This window comes from Hydrogenimonas sp. (assembly GCF_029933015.1).
GTDB lineage: Bacteria > Campylobacterota > Campylobacteria > Campylobacterales > Hydrogenimonadaceae > Hydrogenimonas.
Map to the genome: position 1 here is coordinate 1 of NZ_JAOZOZ010000009.1, position 16,573 is coordinate 16,573.

At 55.5% G+C, this 16,573-nt stretch carries 15 protein-coding genes; 7 read left to right on the plus strand and 8 right to left on the minus strand.

What is annotated here, in order from left to right:
• The first annotated feature begins 156 nt into the window (after nucleotides 1-156).
• Genes Q1K23_RS01400 through Q1K23_RS01415 form a run of 4 tightly spaced genes read left to right on the plus strand, consistent with a single transcriptional unit; the run spans nucleotide 157 to nucleotide 5,287 of the window.
• The gene (locus Q1K23_RS01400; RefSeq protein ID WP_300361463.1) at nucleotides 157-1,254 is read left to right on the plus strand and encodes an aminotransferase class I/II-fold pyridoxal phosphate-dependent enzyme; all 1,098 of its coding nucleotides are present in this window, start codon (nucleotides 157-159) and stop codon (nucleotides 1,252-1,254) included.
• Entirely contained in the window at nucleotides 1,247-1,945 is a 699-nt protein-coding gene (locus Q1K23_RS01405) for an ATP-binding cassette domain-containing protein (protein ID WP_300361466.1), read from the plus strand. The genes Q1K23_RS01400 and Q1K23_RS01405 overlap by 8 nt, the downstream gene beginning before the upstream one ends.
• Nucleotides 1,942-3,891, plus strand: a complete 1,950-nt coding sequence (locus Q1K23_RS01410; RefSeq protein WP_300361469.1) for a PBP1A family penicillin-binding protein — start codon at nucleotides 1,942-1,944, stop codon at nucleotides 3,889-3,891. The genes Q1K23_RS01405 and Q1K23_RS01410 overlap by 4 nt, the downstream gene beginning before the upstream one ends.
• A gap of 16 nt (nucleotides 3,892-3,907) precedes the next feature.
• Nucleotides 3,908-5,287, plus strand: coding sequence for a dynamin family protein (locus Q1K23_RS01415; RefSeq protein ID WP_300361472.1), 1,380 nt, complete (start codon nucleotides 3,908-3,910; stop codon nucleotides 5,285-5,287).
• A gap of 95 nt (nucleotides 5,288-5,382) precedes the next feature.
• Here the strand turns inward: Q1K23_RS01415 and Q1K23_RS01420 are convergent, their stop codons facing one another.
• Complete coding sequence (locus Q1K23_RS01420) at nucleotides 5,383-5,961, minus strand: hypothetical protein (protein ID WP_300361474.1); 579 nt, start codon at nucleotides 5,959-5,961, stop codon at nucleotides 5,383-5,385.
• Nucleotides 5,962-6,149: 188 nt separating this feature from the next.
• Between Q1K23_RS01420 and htpG the strand changes: the two genes are divergently transcribed.
• Nucleotides 6,150-7,961 carry a molecular chaperone HtpG gene (gene htpG / locus Q1K23_RS01425; RefSeq protein ID WP_300361477.1) on the plus strand — a complete coding sequence of 604 codons (1,812 nt, stop codon included), beginning with the start codon at nucleotides 6,150-6,152 and terminating at the stop codon, nucleotides 7,959-7,961.
• A 1-nt stretch (nucleotide 7,962) separates the two neighbouring features.
• Here the strand turns inward: htpG and Q1K23_RS01430 are convergent, their stop codons facing one another.
• The 3 genes from Q1K23_RS01430 to glnA all read right to left on the minus strand — a co-directional run bounded on the left by Q1K23_RS01430 (nucleotide 7,963) and on the right by glnA (nucleotide 11,681).
• Nucleotides 7,963-9,213 (minus strand): ArsS family sensor histidine kinase, encoded by a 1,251-nt coding sequence (locus Q1K23_RS01430; RefSeq protein ID WP_300361480.1) that lies wholly within the window; start codon nucleotides 9,211-9,213, stop codon nucleotides 7,963-7,965.
• Nucleotides 9,210-9,875 (minus strand): response regulator transcription factor, encoded by a 666-nt coding sequence (locus Q1K23_RS01435; RefSeq protein ID WP_300361482.1) that lies wholly within the window; start codon nucleotides 9,873-9,875, stop codon nucleotides 9,210-9,212. The genes Q1K23_RS01430 and Q1K23_RS01435 overlap by 4 nt, the downstream gene beginning before the upstream one ends.
• A 375-nt stretch (nucleotides 9,876-10,250) precedes the next feature.
• Entirely contained in the window at nucleotides 10,251-11,681 is a 1,431-nt protein-coding gene (gene glnA, locus Q1K23_RS01440) for a type I glutamate--ammonia ligase (RefSeq protein ID WP_300361484.1), read from the minus strand.
• 145 nt (nucleotides 11,682-11,826) lie between these two features.
• Here glnA and Q1K23_RS01445 point away from each other — a divergent pair, with 145 nt between their 5' ends.
• On the plus strand, nucleotides 11,827-12,870 hold the full coding sequence (locus tag Q1K23_RS01445; protein WP_300361486.1) for a hypothetical protein: 1,044 nt from the start codon (nucleotides 11,827-11,829) through the stop codon (nucleotides 12,868-12,870).
• On the opposite strand, the gene Q1K23_RS01450 is transcribed toward Q1K23_RS01445, so the two are convergent.
• The 4 genes from Q1K23_RS01450 to Q1K23_RS01465 form a co-directional block, all read right to left on the minus strand.
• Nucleotides 12,867-13,646 (minus strand): histidinol-phosphatase, encoded by a 780-nt coding sequence (locus Q1K23_RS01450; protein ID WP_300361516.1) that lies wholly within the window; start codon nucleotides 13,644-13,646, stop codon nucleotides 12,867-12,869. The genes Q1K23_RS01445 and Q1K23_RS01450 overlap by 4 nt on opposite strands.
• A gap of 113 nt (nucleotides 13,647-13,759) precedes the next feature.
• On the minus strand, nucleotides 13,760-14,617 hold the full coding sequence (locus Q1K23_RS01455; RefSeq protein WP_300361489.1) for a S1-like domain-containing RNA-binding protein: 858 nt from the start codon (nucleotides 14,615-14,617) through the stop codon (nucleotides 13,760-13,762).
• Between the two features lie 33 nt (nucleotides 14,618-14,650).
• Nucleotides 14,651-15,391, minus strand: coding sequence for a hypothetical protein (locus tag Q1K23_RS01460; RefSeq protein ID WP_300361491.1), 741 nt, complete (start codon nucleotides 15,389-15,391; stop codon nucleotides 14,651-14,653).
• A gap of 3 nt (nucleotides 15,392-15,394) precedes the next feature.
• Nucleotides 15,395-15,796, minus strand: coding sequence for a hypothetical protein (locus Q1K23_RS01465; protein WP_300361493.1), 402 nt, complete (start codon nucleotides 15,794-15,796; stop codon nucleotides 15,395-15,397).
• Nucleotides 15,797-15,929: 133 nt separating this feature from the next.
• On the opposite strand from Q1K23_RS01465, the gene Q1K23_RS01470 reads away from it, so the two are divergent.
• The coding region (locus Q1K23_RS01470; protein ID WP_300361519.1) for an efflux RND transporter permease subunit at nucleotides 15,930-16,573 on the plus strand (644 nt) is incomplete at its 3' end.

Below are 16,573 nucleotides of genomic sequence, written 5' to 3' on the forward strand. Positions count from 1 at the left end.
CTGCTGCCGTGGCTGGAAGAATGATGTCGGGCATTGGGCATTGGGCATTGAGATGCGCGTGGGCGCGCATCGGCATCGGGATAACTTTTTCTCTCCAATGCCCAATGCCCAATGCCGATTCGCGAAGCGAATCCAAATGCCCAAAGGGCAGCGCCCATGTATGAAAAAGAGCTGGAGGCACTCAGACGGTCGGGCCGCTTCAGGGAGCCGATCATGGCCGATCCCGAAGCGATCGACATGGCTTCCAACGACTACCTGGGGCTGGCGCACAGAAAGAAGCTTCTCAAAAAGGCGTGCGGCAGGGTGAAAAGATTCCCCTGGCACGGGCCCAAATCCTCCCTTTTCGTCGGAGGCTACCATCCGATCCATCGCGATTTCGAAGAGGCGCTCTGTGACGCCAACGGTTTCGAGGCGGGCACCGTTTTCGGAAGCGGCTTTCTGGCCAATCTCGGCATGATCGAGGCGCTGGTTCGCCGGGGAGACGCGCTCTTTGTCGACGAGAGCTACCACGCCAGCGGGATGACGGCGGCGAAAATGGTGCAGGGGGGTGTCGTGACCTTCGCCCACAACGATCCCGATGATCTGCTGGCGAAGCTCTTCGAAACGCCGGTGAAGGGGCGCAGGATCATCGCGGTGGAGGGGATCTACTCGATGGAAGGGGACATGGTCCGTCGGGAGTTTTTCGATATCGCCGACTGGTTCGACGCGCTGCTGATCGTCGACGAAGCCCACAGCGGAGGGACGGTGGGTCCCAATCTGCTGGGGGTTTTCGACCATTACGGCATCGTGCCGCGGCCCAACCATATCAAGATGGGGACCCTGGGAAAGGCGTACGGCAGCTACGGGGCCTACGTTCTGGGCAGCCGTGAAGTCGTAAGCTTTCTGCACAACCGCGCCAAACCGCTGATCTACGCCACGGCGCCGTCGCTTTTGGATATCGCCCTGGCCCACGAGGGGTTCGATTTCGTCATGGCGAAAAGAAGAAAGCTCGGGCGCAGGATCGAACGGCTGAGGGATACGGCGGAGAAACTGCTCGGAAAGCGTCCGGAGGGGATGATCGTGCCGATACCGATGCCCGACATCGCTACGGCGCTGCGTATCCGCGACCGGCTGCGGGAAGAGGGGTACGAAGTGGGGGCGATCCGGCCTCCGACGGTCCCCTCTCCGATACTCAGGGTGATCCTCCGCCTGGCCAACCGGCCGAAACACTACCGCAGGGTGTTCGAGCGGATCGAAGAGATGGTACATGGGTGAATTCCGCTGCCGTCGGCTCAGGATTCTTTCGCGGGAAGAGACCTTCGTGGATATCTCCTTTACGATCCGGCGCTCCCTGGCGCTGGTCGGAGAGAGCGGCAGCGGCAAGAGTCTGACCCTCAAGGCGCTGCTTGGAATGCTTCCGAAAGGTTTTTCCGCCGAGATGGCGTGCGAGAGCGACTTTCCGATCAGACGGGGCGAAACGGTGGCCTATGTGCCCCAGAATCCCTTCACGGCGCTCTCACCACTGACGAAAATCGAAGACCAGTGGATCGTGGCGGAGGACGCGGCACCGGAGATGATGGAGCAGGTGGGGCTGGAGAGGGAACTGCTGAAACGGTTCCCTCCGGAACTCTCCGGCGGACAGCTGCAGCGGGTCGTCATCGCGATGGCGCTGGCTTCCCGCCCGAAGCTCCTGCTGCTGGACGAACCGACGACGGCGCTGGATGCGCATCTGCGCGGTGTCGTCGTGGAGCTTCTGCTGAAGCTGCAGGCCGAGATGGGTTTCAGGATGCTCTTTGTCACCCACGACATCGCCACGGCGGCGAAGCTCTGCAGCGAGATCACCGTCATCCGGAAGGGTAAAGTGATGGAGTGCGGCGCGACGGATGCGGTACTGCAGAGGCCGCAGTCGGACTATACCAAGGCGTTGATCGCCGCCAATTTTGCAAATCGGGAGTTTAGACGTTGATAAAATTTTTGGTGAAATTTCTTTTCAGGCTGGGTGTTCTGGCGGGTATCGCACTCTTTGGCTATCTGGTCTGGCTCTATTTCGAGATCGGCCACGAGGTCGAACCGCTGGTACGCTACAATCCGCCGAAGACGACACAGATATTCGACAGAAACGGCGAACTGATCGCCAACGTTTTCGACAGGGAACATCGCCTCTACGTCCCCTACGACGAGATCCCCGGACGGGTGATCGAAGCGCTGGTGGCCATCGAGGACACGCTTTTTTTCGAGCATCACGGTGTCAATCCGGAAGCGATTTTCCGGGCCGTCATCAAGGACATCAAAGCCCGGAAGATGGTGGAGGGGGCCTCGACCCTGACCCAGCAGCTGGTCAAATCGACACTGCTTACGAGGGAGAAGAAGATCGAACGGAAGATCAAGGAGGCGCTCCTTTCGATCCGGCTGGAGCAGGAGCTGACGAAAGAGGAGATCCTCGAAAGGTATCTCAACGCCATCTTTTTCGGACACGGCTACTACGGCATCAGAACGGCGGCACTCGGGTATTTTCACAAGGATCTGGACGAGCTCTCTCTCAAGGAGATCGCGATCCTCGTGGGTCTTCCCAAAGCGCCCAGCGCCTACGATCCGACCCGACACTACGCCAACGCGATGGCCCGTGCCAACCGCGTCCTGGAGCGGATGAAAACCCTGGGATGGATCGACGAAGCGACCTATCTGCGCGAGATCAAGGAGGCCCCGAAGGTCTACGACGATACTCTGACACAAAACCGCGCCCCCTATATCGTCGATGCCGTGATCAACCGTCTGGCGCCGAAATATCCCGATATCCGTCGGGGCGGCTACAGGATCGAAACGGCATTGGATCTGGAGTATCAGGAGATGGCGCGGGATGCACTGAAGTTCGGTTACGAAGCCTATATGAAGCGCCACGGAGAGGATGCGAACCTCTCGGAAACCTTCAACGGCGCCATGGTCGTGATCGATGGACGAAGCGGCGACATTCTCGCGATGGTGGGAGGTGTGGAGTATGCAAAAAGCGCTTTCAACCGCGCCATCTCCTCGAGACGCCAGCCCGGTTCGGCTTTCAAACCTTTCATCTACGAAACGGCCCTGAATCTGGGGTACAACCCTGAAAGCCGCATTCCCGACATCGCCCGGACCTACCGTTTCGACGAAGGGAACACCAGCAGACTCTGGCAGCCAAAAAACTACGAGAGAGACTACAAGGGGATGATCACGCTGCGGGAGGCGCTGGTGCACTCCAGAAACCTGGCCACGATCAATCTGGCCAGCGAAATCGGTATCACGACGCTGCATAAAAAGCTCGAAGTCTTCGGTATCAGGGATCTGCCCTACAACCTCTCCATCGCATTGGGTAACATCGCTCTCTCACCGCTGCAGATGGCGAGGCTCTATACGGTGTTCGCCGACATGGGGACCCTCCACGAGCCGCGGCTGGTGGTGAATCTCTACGACGAGAGAGGAAGCACGCTGGAGCATATCGAGAGTGTGGCCAAAGAGGTCTATCCCAAACCTCAGGCTTATCTGATGGTTGATATACTTAGGGATGTGGTGCGCCGGGGCACTGGACGCAATGCGAGGGTCAAAGGGATGGATGTCGCGGGCAAGACGGGGACGACCAACAACAGCGTCGATACCTGGTTCTGCTCCTTCACGCCCGACATCGAAACGATCGTATGGTTCGGCAACGACGACAATACGCCCCTTCCCAAACACGAAACGGGCGGACGGACCGCTGCGCCTGTCGCCCGGGTCTTCTACCAGGAGCTGGCGAAACGGCATCCGGAATACAAACGGAAATTCGAAGAGCCCGAAGGTGTTTTCCATGCGAAGCGCAACGGTCGGGATGTTATCTATACGGAGCGCTCCCCGCTGCCCTCCGTCGACGCGACGCCCTCTTCCGAAGAGGAGATCATATTTTGACAGACAAAGGAAAAAAATGACGACGAAAGAGCGATACAAAAAACTCAAGCAGCATCTCAGCGAAGAGAACCCCGTTCTGCTGGATGTCATCAAACAGTACGAGCAGCTCGACAAGGTGGCCCACTCTCTCGGCTTTCTGGATGCCGAAGAGAGTTATACGGCCAATATCTCCTGGTGGCCGCTCATTTCGATTCTCGGAACCTTCTCGGCCGGAAAATCGACCTTCATCAACAGCTATCTGGGTGTGAAAGTCCAGGAGAGCGGCAACCAGGCGGTCGACGACAAATTCACCGTGATCACCTACGGAAACAACGAAAAACCGATGACCCTGCCGGGACTCGCCCTCGACGCCGATCCGCGCTTTCCCTTCTACAACATCAGCGAAGAGGTGGAGAAGGTCGAAAAGGGGGAGGGAAGCCGCGTAAACCTCTATCTCCAGCTCAAGACGGTCAAATCGGACGCCATCAAGGGCGAAATACTGATCGACTCACCCGGTTTCGACGCCGACTCCCAGCGTGATTCGATTCTGCGTATCACCGACCATATCATCGGCATGAGCGATCTGGTTCTGGTCTTTTTCGACGCCAGACATCCCGAACCCGGGGCGATGCGCGACACCCTGCACCATCTCGTGGGCGCCACGATGGGCAAACGCGACAGCGACAAGATCCTCTACATCCTCAACCAGATCGACACGACGGCCAAGGAGGACAACCTCGAAGACGTCATCGGCGCGTGGCAGCGGGCCCTCTCGCAGCAGGGGCTCATCTCGGGCAACTTCTTCGCCATCTACAACGAGGAGGCGATGAATCCCATCGACGACGAAGGCGTCGCCGAACGGCTCAGGCGCAAGCGGGACGAAGACATGGCGAAGATTCTCGGAAGGATGCAGGGGGTCAAGATCGAACGGGCCTACCGCATTTCCAAAGCGCTGGAGGATTTCGCCAAGGAGATCGTGAACGACAAACTGCCGCTTTTGAGGGAATCGCTCAACCGCTGGGGACGCCGGGTCATGGTGGCCGATCTCGTGACGGTCGTGCTGCTGGCGGGCGGGATGTCGGCACTGCTGACGATGGGTATGCTGCCATCGTCGCCTACGGCCGTGGCGGCCGCCTACGGCGTGGCGATCGCGGCGATTCTCTTTCTCCATTTCCGCTATCGCAGACTCTTCGCAAAAATGGAGCTGAAACGCTGGATCGACAAAGACGAAAAGATCGCCAAAGCGATCGAACACAACACGAAATGGTACCGCCCGATTCTGCGGATCTGGCTCAAAGGGTGGAGCAGGCGTGCCGCAGAGAAGCTCGAGCATATCATGGACTACTCCAAGGCGGCCATCCGCAAGCTCAACGACCAGTTCGTCAGCCCTGCGGGACGAGAGGGAATTGAGAGTTGAGAATTGAGAATGGGGAATGGAGGCCGGCGGGTGCCGGCCCTTCTACTCGCTGAATTCTAAGCTTTCAACGCCTGGCACTCCCCATGAAGCGGGGATCAGTTGAGTTCGTCGTCCTTCCAGTATTTGGTGCCCTGGATCGTCGCCTGGAGGGCGAGGCCGTTTTTGGTCAGTTTGTAGAGATGTACACCGGGTGCGACGGTGATGGCCACCGATGCGGCATCGCCTTTGTCTTCGGCTTTCGCCGCCGCGTCGGCCTGGGCGTTGGCTTCCCACCCGCTGTTGACGAAATCGTCGAAGACTCTTTTGTTGTCGAAAATGAAGACGATGCGAAAATCCTTGACACCCAGTCCCACACCTACACCGCCAGAGAACATTTTCATATAGATATCTTTCCCTGTTTTGTTGTCGTGGGCGAGCCCCGAACCGTTTTCCGTCGAAACGAGAAAGATGTTGATCCCCACATTCGAGAAGGTGGCGTAGCCGTAGGCGTTTTTGAGCTGGCTGCGGGCTTCGGGTGCGTATCTGTAGAGCATCTGCAGGGTTTCATGGCTCATCTTTTTGATCTCCTGCCGGGCTTTTTGAATCTCATCTTTGCTTTTGTCTCCTCCGAAAAATCCCGAAAAGAGCGTCACCACAGCCAGCAGAGCTGCCAGCAATTTCAATCGTTCTCTCATCATCTTCATCCTGTTTGTCAAAGTATGACTCATCATAACAAAGGATTCCAAACGAATTACTGAGGGGCGATGGCGTATCCCGGTAGGATAAGCCATAATATAAATCAAATAATAAAACTTGACATGAGTTGTATCAAGATAGTAAAATTTTGTCAGACAAATTCATCACTTATCAAGGAGATTTGACAATGTCGAAACACGAATTCCAGACCGAAGTGAATCAGCTGCTTCATCTGATGGTACACTCGCTCTACTCCAACAAAGAGATTTTTCTAAGAGAGCTCATCTCCAACGCCAGCGACGCTTTGGACAAGCTGGAGTATCTGAAACTGACCGACGAGAGGTACAAGGAGCTCGAAGAGCCCAGCAAGATCGTCATCTCCTTCGACAAGGAGAAGAAGACCCTGACCGTCAGCGACACGGGTATCGGCATGAACGACGAAGAGATGGTGGAGAACCTGGGAACCATCGCCAAGAGCGGTACCAAGAGCTTCATCGAGAGCCTCACGGGCGACGCCAAAAAAGACAGCCATCTGATCGGCCAGTTCGGGGTCGGCTTCTACAGCTCCTTCATGGTGGCCAAGAAGGTGGAGGTGCTCAGCCGCAAGCCGCTGGAGGAGAAGGCGTGGAAGTGGGTCAGCGAAGGGGACGGCTCCTACGAGATCGAAGAGGCGCAGAAGGAGAAATACGGTACAGAAATCACGCTCCATCTGCGTGACGACGCCGAAGAGTTCGCCAGCGAGTGGCGGATCAAGAGCATCGTCGAGAAGTACTCCAACCACATCCCCTTCCCGATCTACCTGGTCAACGAAAAGGGCGAGGAGGAGCAGATCAACAAAGCCTCGGCGCTGTGGCGGCTGCCAAAGAGCGAGCTTTCCGACGAGGACTACAAGGAGTTCTACAAGCAGATCAGTCACGACAGCGAAGATCCGCTGCTGTGGGTGCATACCCGGGCCGAGGGTACGCTGGAGTACTACACCCTCTTCTACGTGCCCAAAAAGGCGCCGATCGACCTCTTCAGGGTCGACTACCAGCCGGGTGTGAAGCTCTACGTCAAGCGGGTATTCATCACCGACGAGGAGCGTGAGCTGCTGCCTACCTATCTGCGCTTCGTACGGGGCATCATCGACGCCGAGGATCTGCCGCTCAACGTCAGCCGGGAGATTCTGCAGGAGAACGTCATCCTGGCCAAGATCAAGAAAGCGAGCGTCAAGAAGATCCTGGGCGAGCTCAAAAAGCTGCTCGAAAAGGACAGGGAAGCCTACGAAGGCTTCTTCAAGGAGATGGGCAAGGCGCTGAAAGAGGGGATCTACTCCGATTTCGAGAACAGGGAGACGCTGCTTGAGCTGATGCTCTTCAAATCGAGCAAACGCGACGGCTACATCACCCTCAAAGAGTACAAGGAGGCGATGAAAGAGGGGCAGGAGAAGATCTACTATATCATGGGCGAGGACGAAAATCTGCTGCGCCACTCGCCGCTGCTGGAGAAGTACAAGGAGGAGGATATCGAAGTGCTCCTTTTCGACGACGAGGTCGACGCGATCGTCATGCCGACGGTGACCGAGTACGACGGCACGCCGCTGGAGAACATCGCCAACGTCGAGGAGGAGGGCGAAGTGGGCGACGAAGTGAAGGAGAAGTTCGCACCGATCCTCGCGGCGATGAAGGCGGAGCTGGGCGAGAGCGTCAAGGATATCCGTCTGACGGCCCGGCTCAAAGAGTCGCCCGCCGTCGTCGTCTTCGACAAGAACGATCCCGATATCGCGATGCAGCAGATCCTGCGCCAGATGGGCCAGGAGGTGCCCACGCCCAAGCCGATCCTGGAGATCAATCCCGACCACGAGATCTTCAGGAAACTGCTGGAGAAAAACGACGAGGCGGCGACCCGGGATATCGCCCATGTGGTGCTGGACGAGGCGAAGATGGCCGCCGGCATCGAAGTGGAGGATATCGCCGATTTCAACGCCCGGCTGAACCGTCTGATCGCCAAGGCGATTTAAGCTACCTCACGGGTTTGAGTCCCGTGATGGAGAAGATGTGGCGACCGTTTTCGTATCGGTACGAAAGTTCGGCGCCGTGGGCGTCGAGAATCGACTTGACGATATAAAGGCCCAGTCCGAAACTCTCTTCGTGGTTGGGCTCCCCTTTGGCGAAGGGTTCGATGATCTCCTCGAAACTTTTTGGCAGCGGCTCTCCGTCGTTGATCACCTCGATCGTACCGTCTTTGCAGCAGATGTCGACGGAGTTGTCGGATGAATACTTCAGGCCGTTGTCGATCAGATTCTTGATGACGATCGTCAGAAGTTTGCAGTCGGCTTCCACTTTGCACGGATGGCAGACGAATTTGATGCGTCGGTCGTTTTCTATGAAGAGCAGGGTCGAAACGTCGTTGACCATCGTTTTGAGATCGCAGGTGCCAAACTCCAGATCAAGCGACTGGGAGGTGATCATCTCCACCTCCGCCATCTCCTGAATCAGCTGCTCCATCCTCTCGAAGGCGCGTCTTAGCACCTGCTCCTCGTCACTCTTTTCCATCAGCGCCACCGAAAGCTTGCCCTTTGTGATCGGGGTCTTGAGCTCGTGCATGATGTTGCGCATGAAGAGGGTCCGCGCCTCTTTCATCGCTCTGATCTTTCTGGCCGCCGCGTCGAACTGGTTGGCGACGAAGGCGATTTCGTCCTTTTTCTCCGATTTCGTCGAGATGTTCATGTTCCCCTCGCCGAAGCGTCGTATCTGCTCCGCCAACGTCTTGAGGGGCTTGAGGCTTCTGAGCATCGTCCAGTAGAGGAGGATCAGAATCGCCATCATACTGCCGAAAAGCAGGGGGATCCATTTGGGTCGGTAGACATCCATCGGCGAGGCGATCATCGTGGAGTGGTTGGGTCCGACCAGCTCGAAATAGAGATTGTCGCTGTCACGGTAGATTTTGAGCCGTCCGTCGAGAATCCGTTCCGATACGATGAGAGGAAAGGAGCCGGGCGGATGTTTGAAAATCTGTTTGAGTTGCGGTTTGATCATCTCGGGATATTCGATGAGCTTGTACCCTTTGGCCCTGAACCGTTTTTCCGGATCGCTCACCTCCTCGAGGATGATTTTCCGGATCTCCGCTTCGTCGTGGAGCACCTTTTTTTCGATCAGATGCAGCTCCTGGGCTTCGAATTCGCGGATCGTCATGACGAAAAAGGCGATCAGCGCCGTGACGGTGAAGAGGAAGAAAAGGTTGAGTTTGAAAAAGAGCGAGTGTCGGTTCACGGCGTGAATTTGTATCCCGCTCCGCGGATCGAATGGATGTAGCGGGGTTGTTTGGGATTGTCGCCGAGCTTGTTTCGGATACGGCTGATGATCACGTCGATCGTGCGCTCACTGCTCTCCCAGGAGATCGATTCGGCGTTGTTGGCCAGATAGTCTCTGGTCAACACGGTGCCCGGATTGAGCAGGAAGAGGCGCAGTATCTCGTATTCGGCCGTCGTGAGGTCGAGCTTTTCGCCTTTGAAGTAGATCTGCATCTTCCCTTCGTCCAGTTTAAAATCGCTGCTTTCGGTCTGGAGCGTGGGGCGATAGCGACGCAGTACGGTCTGGATGCGCGCCACCAGCTCTCTGGGCTCGTAGGGTTTGGGAAGGTAGTCGTCGGCGCCGTATTCGAGGCCGATGATCTTGTCGGTCAGGTCGCTTCGGGCACTGGAGATGATGATGGGAATGTCGTAGTCTTTGCGGATCAGTTTGCAAAGTTCCAGACCGTCCATCTGGGGCAGTGTCAGATCGAGAATGATCAGATCGTAGTGGTCGAGTTGCAGTGCGTTCAGCGCCGCCTTCGGTGTCTCGACACTTTGGACTTTCATGCCGTACTGCGACAGAAATTTCGTCAAAAGGGAACTGATATCGACATCGTCTTCAATCATCAATACATTTATCATCGTCTGCACCTTTCCTGCTTCGCTCCCCTGATCGTCGCCTCCGTTTTCTCCGCCGGCACCCTTTTCCTCTGCGCTTTCGGAATGAAAAAACCTTAAACCTTATAATATATTATACGCTATTTTGGAAGGAATATCTTTTCGCTCTCTTTTTTCGTCAAATTCTCTTCATTCTGTTTTGCCTGTTGCATGGCTGCGCCTATCGTCAAAACGATAGTGAAAAAGAGGGCGGATATTCGCAATAACATCTGAAAAACTCCTATATATTCAGGATGGCCGGCAGAGAAGATAATTATAGAGAGTGTGTATCAATTCCGCGTCAACGGAAGATTAATGAAGATAAATCGAAAGACCGCGCCCAAAAGGCGCGGTGCGGTATCAGCAGGAGTAGGTCGTTTTGAATTCGAAAGCGGTCGGGCGCGCTTCGTCGGGCCAGATCTGCGTTTCGAATTTGTAGTTTTTGTAGGACTCGATGAAATCGTCGGTGAGCACCGGTTTCAGGAAGTCGTTGTCCACCAGCAGCGCTTCGATCGCTTCGCGCAGCGTATGGGGCATCTGCTGGATACCCTGCTCGCGGATCTCGTCGAGTGTCAGTTCGAAGAGGTCGATATCCATCGGTCCGACCGGCTCGTACTGGTTCTTGATGCCGTCGATGCCGGCCATCAGGAGTGCCGTGAAGGCGAGGTAGGGGCAGGCGGAACTGTCGGGGAAACGTGTCTCGATCCGGGTCGCCATTTCACCGGCACCATAGGGGATACGGATCGAAGCGGAGCGGTTCTGGCTGGAGTAGGTCAGGATGCTCGGCGCTTCGAAGCCTGGGATCAGGCGCTTGTAGCTGTTGGTGGTGGCGTTGGTGAAGGCCGCTACCGCCTGGGCGTGTTTGAGGATGCCGCCCATGTAATGACGCGCCGTATCGCTGAGGTTACCGTATTCACCCTCTTTGTAGAAGAGGTTCTTGCCATCTTTCCAGATGGACTGGTGGACATGCATACCGTTTCCGTTGTCGCCGAAGAGAGGTTTGGGCATGAATGTGGCCGTCTTGCCGTTGAGGTGGGCGACCATGCGGACGACGTACTTGTATTTCTGGACGTTGTCGGCCGCTTCGATGAGGGTGCCGAATTTGACGCCGATTTCACCCTGGGCCTGGGCGACTTCGTGGTGTCCGAGTATCACTTCGAGGCCGACCTCTTCGAGGACCTGCATCATCTCCGCGCGCAGATCGACCATGCTGTCGGTCGGAGCGACGGGGAAGTAGCCGCCCTTGGTGCGGGGGCGGTGTCCGATGTTGCCGAAGTCGTCGTTGCGGCTCGGATCGTTCCACTCGCCCTCTTCGCTGTCGACACGGTAGAAGGATTCGTTGATTTCGTCTTTGATCTGGACGTCGTCGAAAATGAAGAATTCGTTTTCGGGTCCGAAGAAGGCGATGTCGCCGACACCGCTCTCCTCCAGGTATTTGAGCGCCTTTTTCGCGATGGAGCGGGGGCATTTTTCGTAGAGTTCGCCTTTGTAGATATCGAAGACGTCACAGAAGACGATGATGGTCGGATCGGCGGTGAAAGGATCGAGGAAGGCCGTTTCGATATCCGGCTTGAGGATCATGTCCGATTTGTTGATCGGCTGCCACGCTTCGATGGAGCTTCCGTCGAAAGGAAGACCGTTTTGCAGCATATCCTTGTCGAGTGCGCTCAGAAGGTAGCTAAGGTGGTGCCAAGCTCCCTTGATATCCGTGAAACGCAGGTCGACGAATTTGACGTCGTTCTGCTCGCAGAAGCGGTAGAACTCGTCGATATTGTTGACAAACTTGCCCATTTTCTCTCCTTGGAAAATTGAAATATCGGGTATTGTAACAAAAAAAATGTAACAGACAGGTGAAAGAGTTGATTAAAAAATAGGCAGTCAAAACCACCTGTTCACTCCAAGCGAAGTTTGAACTCAAACCTGTTACAATCGATGTATGAATAAATGGTTGTGGGCTTTATCGCTGCTTCTTGCGTTTCTGACGAAGGGAACATGCGGCGAAATACAAGAGGAATCGAACGATACCTGGGTAGACGAGTATCACGAATCGATCTCCGAAGAGGTGGTGGAGTGGTCGGAATCGATCGACCGGACACTGTACGAGTGGCTGGGCGGGGAGGAAACGAACAAAGCGCAGGCCGCGAGTGAGACGGAGCTGGAGAGGGAGCGTGAGAAGAGCGACGCCTTTTTCCAGACCCGCAAATATCTCAACGAAACCTCTCGGGCCTACATCCGGTTTCGTCTGGATACCTCTGTGAGATCTCTGGAATCGGACGAAACCAACATCAATGTCAGGGTTCATCTGCCTCTTTCAAAAACCAGAAAAAGACTTAAGTTGTTTATCGAGGATCTCAACGAGGAGAATGCGGAGAATCTCGTGAAGAAGACGGACGACGAGAGTGCACCGAAAATCGGCATCAACTATTTCGCGCCGAAGGCTTACGGGATCCGTTCGAAATACTCTCTGGGACTCAGCGGCCTGCATCCCTATGTGCGGGGAAGATACAGCATCGCGTTCGAACCCGGAGACTGGGTGATAGAGCCGGTACAGACGATCCAGTATTCGGAAAAGTACGATCTCTCCGAAAAGACCGAGCTCTACTTCGACACCGAGCCCTGGGAGGATACGCTTTTCAGGATCCGGTTGAGCCGTGGGACACGTGCGCACAAAAAAGGAATGCCCTACGGCATCTCTCTCAGCTGCAGCAGAAATCTGTCGGACCGCAGCGGTTTCCGTGTCGCGCAGTCCTTTTCGGGCCACACCAGGTATGAATATACGCCCGACGGTTCGGAAGAGACGAAAGAGTATTCGGGCATCTATAACTACACGACCGCTTTCGGTTATCGGCGGAGCGTCTGGAGAAAGTGGCTCTATGTGGAGGCGATCCCCTCCGTCAACTTCCACAAGGAGCATGACTACCGCCCCAACTACTCATTCCTCCTGCTTTTCGACCTCTTTTTCGGACACTACCGACCCTAGAATCGGACGAAAGCTCTGTCGCGCCCTTTGAAGTGGGCCGCTTTGGTGTATCCGACGGAGCGGGCGAGGGCGTGAAGCTCCTCTTTTTTGTATCCGACCTGTTCCGGTTTGTGGGCGTCGGAGCCGAAAGTGATCGGGATGTCGCGTTCGTAGGCCATGATCAGCAGCTCCCTGCCGGGATAGGGTTCGCCGATCGGCTTGCGGTATCCGGCGGCGTTGAGTTCGATGACCATGTCCGCCTTTTTGATGGCGTCCATCGCCTTTTCGGCGATCAGGCGGACGTCGGTTTTTGGGACGTATTTGAAAACCTTGATCAGATCAAGGTGCCCGACGATATCGAACCGCCCCTCCTTCGCCATCGCTTCCACCAGGTCGAAGTAGTCCTGCCAGATACCGTCGATGTCGGCCCCCTCGTACTTTCCGATGAATTCGGGATTGTCGAACCCCCACTTGTCGATGAAGTGGACCGATCCGATCAGATAGTCGACCTTCGCCTTCAGAACCCTCTCGTCCATGTGACCCGGCAGCCAGTCGACTTCGTAGCCCAGACGGATATCGATGGTGCCGGCATATTTCGCCGCCGCTCTTCTTACATCCGCTTCGTAGGCTTCCATCTCCTCGAACCCCATCCGGTAGCGCGGATCGAAATCCATCGGCGCATGGTCGGAGAAACCGAAAATGTCGATCTTCTCGTCGATCGCCTTTTGGACATAGTCGTCGATCGACCCCTCCGCGTGGTTGCAGCGGGTCGTGTGGTTGTGCAGATCGACGGAGATGCCTGTTTTGAGTTTTGAGTGTTGAGTGTTGAGTGTTGAGTTTTTTTCCGGTTGTGCCATGTTCTTTTCTCATCAATGGAAGCGGCGTAGCCGTCTCCTCAATTTTTCATTATTCACTTTTCATTTTTCATTCTCAAAAATGTGCCGTTCTCTTTTACCTCGACCTTCCCGCTTTCGATCAGCTTCGTCAGGGCCCGTTTGAAGTTCTTCCGGCTCAGCCCCAGAAGCTCCTTGATCCGTTCGGGATCGCTCTTGTAGTTCAGAGGCATCATCCCTTTGTGGCTTTCGAGGTAGTCCAGCACTTTCTGTGCCGCCAGGTCGTCGCTCTTCTTGCCGATGGGGCGCAGGAGCAGGTCGATCTTGCCGTCGTCTCTGATCTGTTTGACGTAGCCTCTCTTCGTCTCTCCCACTTCGATAGGTTCGAAGACTTCGGAGTGGAAGACGAGCCCGTCGTACCGCTTCTCGACGACGGCCTTGTACCCCAGATCCGTTCTGCCGTAGATCAGCAGCTCTACCTCCTGGTTTCTTTTGAGGCTCTTTTTCGAAGCCTTCGCCAGTTTTCTGTCGATCTTCTGTGTGCCGACGAGACGGTGGGTCCTTTCGTCATAATCGACGAGGACGATGTGGCGTTCCCCTTTTTTCATCGGTTCGCGCTGAAACATCTTCGGAACGAAGAGGTCCTTGGGAAGGCCCCAGTCGACGAAGGCCCCCTGGGAGGTCACGTCGACCACCTCCATCACGGCCGCTTCCCCCAGCATCGCCACCGGGCGCTCCGTCGTGGCGACGAGGCGGTCTTCGCTGTCGGTATAGACAAAGACGTCGATCACTTCTTCTATGGCCATCTCTTCGGTGACGTAGCGTTTGGGAAGCAGCACCTCTTTGCCCTCTTTCGAAGAGAGAACCAGACCGTAATCGGTCGATCGTACGATTTCGAGCCGGTTGACGGCTCCGAGTTCCAGATATCGATTCATGGGGCGATTATAGCGGATTTTGGCGCTGCCGTCTCAGACCGTTTCGGCGAACTGCTTTTTCATTCGAGTGGCGAGCTCTCTGTAGATATGGAAAAGTTTGAGAAGATAGATGTTTATCCCCTCCTTCTCCACATGCGGGGGAACTTCGAATTCGCTGACGAGACGATTTTCCAGAGGATCGACGAGTTTTACCCGATGGGGCGGAAGCGAGGGGTCGACTCTGGGAAAAAGGGGAAGAATCGGAAAGCCGATCGCTTCGGAAAGATCGCTGCGCACCTTTTTGAATCGCGGGAGAAAATAGCCGGGATCGGATCTGATGAGGCTGTCGACCTCTTCTCCGATGGACATGCGCAGCTGATTGATCGGCAGGATCCCGCCAAAGAGTATCGTCACGGGATATTCGGAAAGTCGTTCGACCCTGCGGATACCGAAAACGACATTCTGGGACTCTTCACTCAGGTCGTGGATATATTTGACGAAGGTTTCGATCTCCTCGAGAGAGTCTCCGGCGTCTTCGTAGGAGGCGACGATACTCAGAGACTGGGAGATTTTGCGCTTGATCTTTCCCTCTTTCAGCTCCTTCTCGAAATCCTCGTAGCACATTTTCAGAACGAAAAACTCTCCATCCATCTCCAGCGTCCGGCATATCGTCTCTTCCGAAAGCGGCATCGGCTGACTCTCGTTGCAGAGCATGTTCATGACGCTCTCTTGCATTTGACCGACATTTTCGGGGGTGGTTTTCTCGGCGATGAGCTCCAGCAGACGCGTTTTCACCTCTCAGGCCTCGGAGGCTTTTTCATGATAGGCGGCGTAGGCCTTGACGAGATTGTTCTGTTTGCGGATATCTCTGAGCGTCCCGATGAATTCGATGCCGTCGCCACCGGTATCGATATCGCTTTCGGTCGTGACACTCATGTAGATCTCCCACTGTGTCTTTTTCGACTGGACACCGATATATTCGACCGTCAGTTCGCGCAACGCATCCTTTTGAGCCTGAAGCTCCTCTTTTTTTTCGTCGATCGACTCTTCGATCCGTTCACGGAGTTTCAGCCGGTTTTCGGGAGAGAGTTCGGGTTTTTCATATTCGGGAATCGTGATGGGATCCGGTTTTTCAGGAATGGTGACGGGGCGCTGATAGCGTGTCAGATGCCGATAGGGGTTCTGGGAAGCGATTTCCATGCACGATCCTTTCTGCTTTCACTATCATACATTATACAAAACTTTGAAAGTTCGGGTGAAGCGAAGAGCCTGTCGATAATCGATGGCCGACTTTGTTACAATGCGAAGAAGTTACTCTGGAGCGTGATATCGGATGCGAATGATCGAATATTTTCTCAACAACAGGCGGCTCAACTACGTTCTGCTGCTCTTCGTCCTGATCGCGGGTATCAACGCCTACCGGGAGATTCCCAAAGAGCTCTTTCCCGACGTGACGCTGGATATGATCGACGTGGGAGGCGGATATCCGGGCTCGAGCGCCAAGATTCTGGATAAGATGGCGGTGCGGGACATCGAGGACGCCATCGAGGGAATCAGCGGGATCGAGACGACGGAGACGATCATTGTCCCCGGGCGTTTTGATATCATCCTGACACTCACCGACGACGTCGATCCGATCGATGTTCTGAGCAAGGTCAAAGACGCTATCGCGGCCAACCGCCAGTATCTTCCCGCCGACATGGTCGAACCGGTCGCCACGCTGCTGACCCGCAAACGGGATCTGCTCTCTCTTTCCCTCTCCTCAAAGACGCTGGATCGCAGACATCTGATCGACGTGGCCAAGGAGGTCAAGAGCCGCATCATGCACAGGGAGGGGATCGCCGAAGTGAAGATCTACGGCGATTCCGACGAGGAGATTCTGGTGAAGATCGATGCCGATGCCGTGGCGGCCTACGGCATCAGCCAGAGATCCCTGCTCAACGCGATCTCCAACCTCTCCTACATCTATCCGGTGGG

Coding starts and splice junctions, on each gene's coding strand:
- Q1K23_RS01400 (WP_300361463.1), top strand. CDS start 157: ATGTATGAAAAAGAGCTGGAGGCACTCAGACGGTCGGGCCGCTTCAGG.
- Q1K23_RS01405 (WP_300361466.1), top strand. CDS start 1,247: ATGGGTGAATTCCGCTGCCGTCGGCTCAGGATTCTTTCGCGGGAAGAG.
- Q1K23_RS01415 (WP_300361472.1), top strand. CDS start 3,908: ATGACGACGAAAGAGCGATACAAAAAACTCAAGCAGCATCTCAGCGAA.
- Q1K23_RS01420 (WP_300361474.1), bottom strand. CDS start 5,961: ATGAGAGAACGATTGAAATTGCTGGCAGCTCTGCTGGCTGTGGTGACG.
- htpG (WP_300361477.1), top strand. CDS start 6,150: ATGTCGAAACACGAATTCCAGACCGAAGTGAATCAGCTGCTTCATCTG.
- Q1K23_RS01435 (WP_300361482.1), bottom strand. CDS start 9,875: ATGATAAATGTATTGATGATTGAAGACGATGTCGATATCAGTTCCCTT.
- glnA (WP_300361484.1), bottom strand. CDS start 11,681: ATGGGCAAGTTTGTCAACAATATCGACGAGTTCTACCGCTTCTGCGAG.
- Q1K23_RS01445 (WP_300361486.1), top strand. CDS start 11,827: ATGAATAAATGGTTGTGGGCTTTATCGCTGCTTCTTGCGTTTCTGACG.
- Q1K23_RS01455 (WP_300361489.1), bottom strand. CDS start 14,617: ATGAATCGATATCTGGAACTCGGAGCCGTCAACCGGCTCGAAATCGTA.
- Q1K23_RS01465 (WP_300361493.1), bottom strand. CDS start 15,796: ATGGAAATCGCTTCCCAGAACCCCTATCGGCATCTGACACGCTATCAG.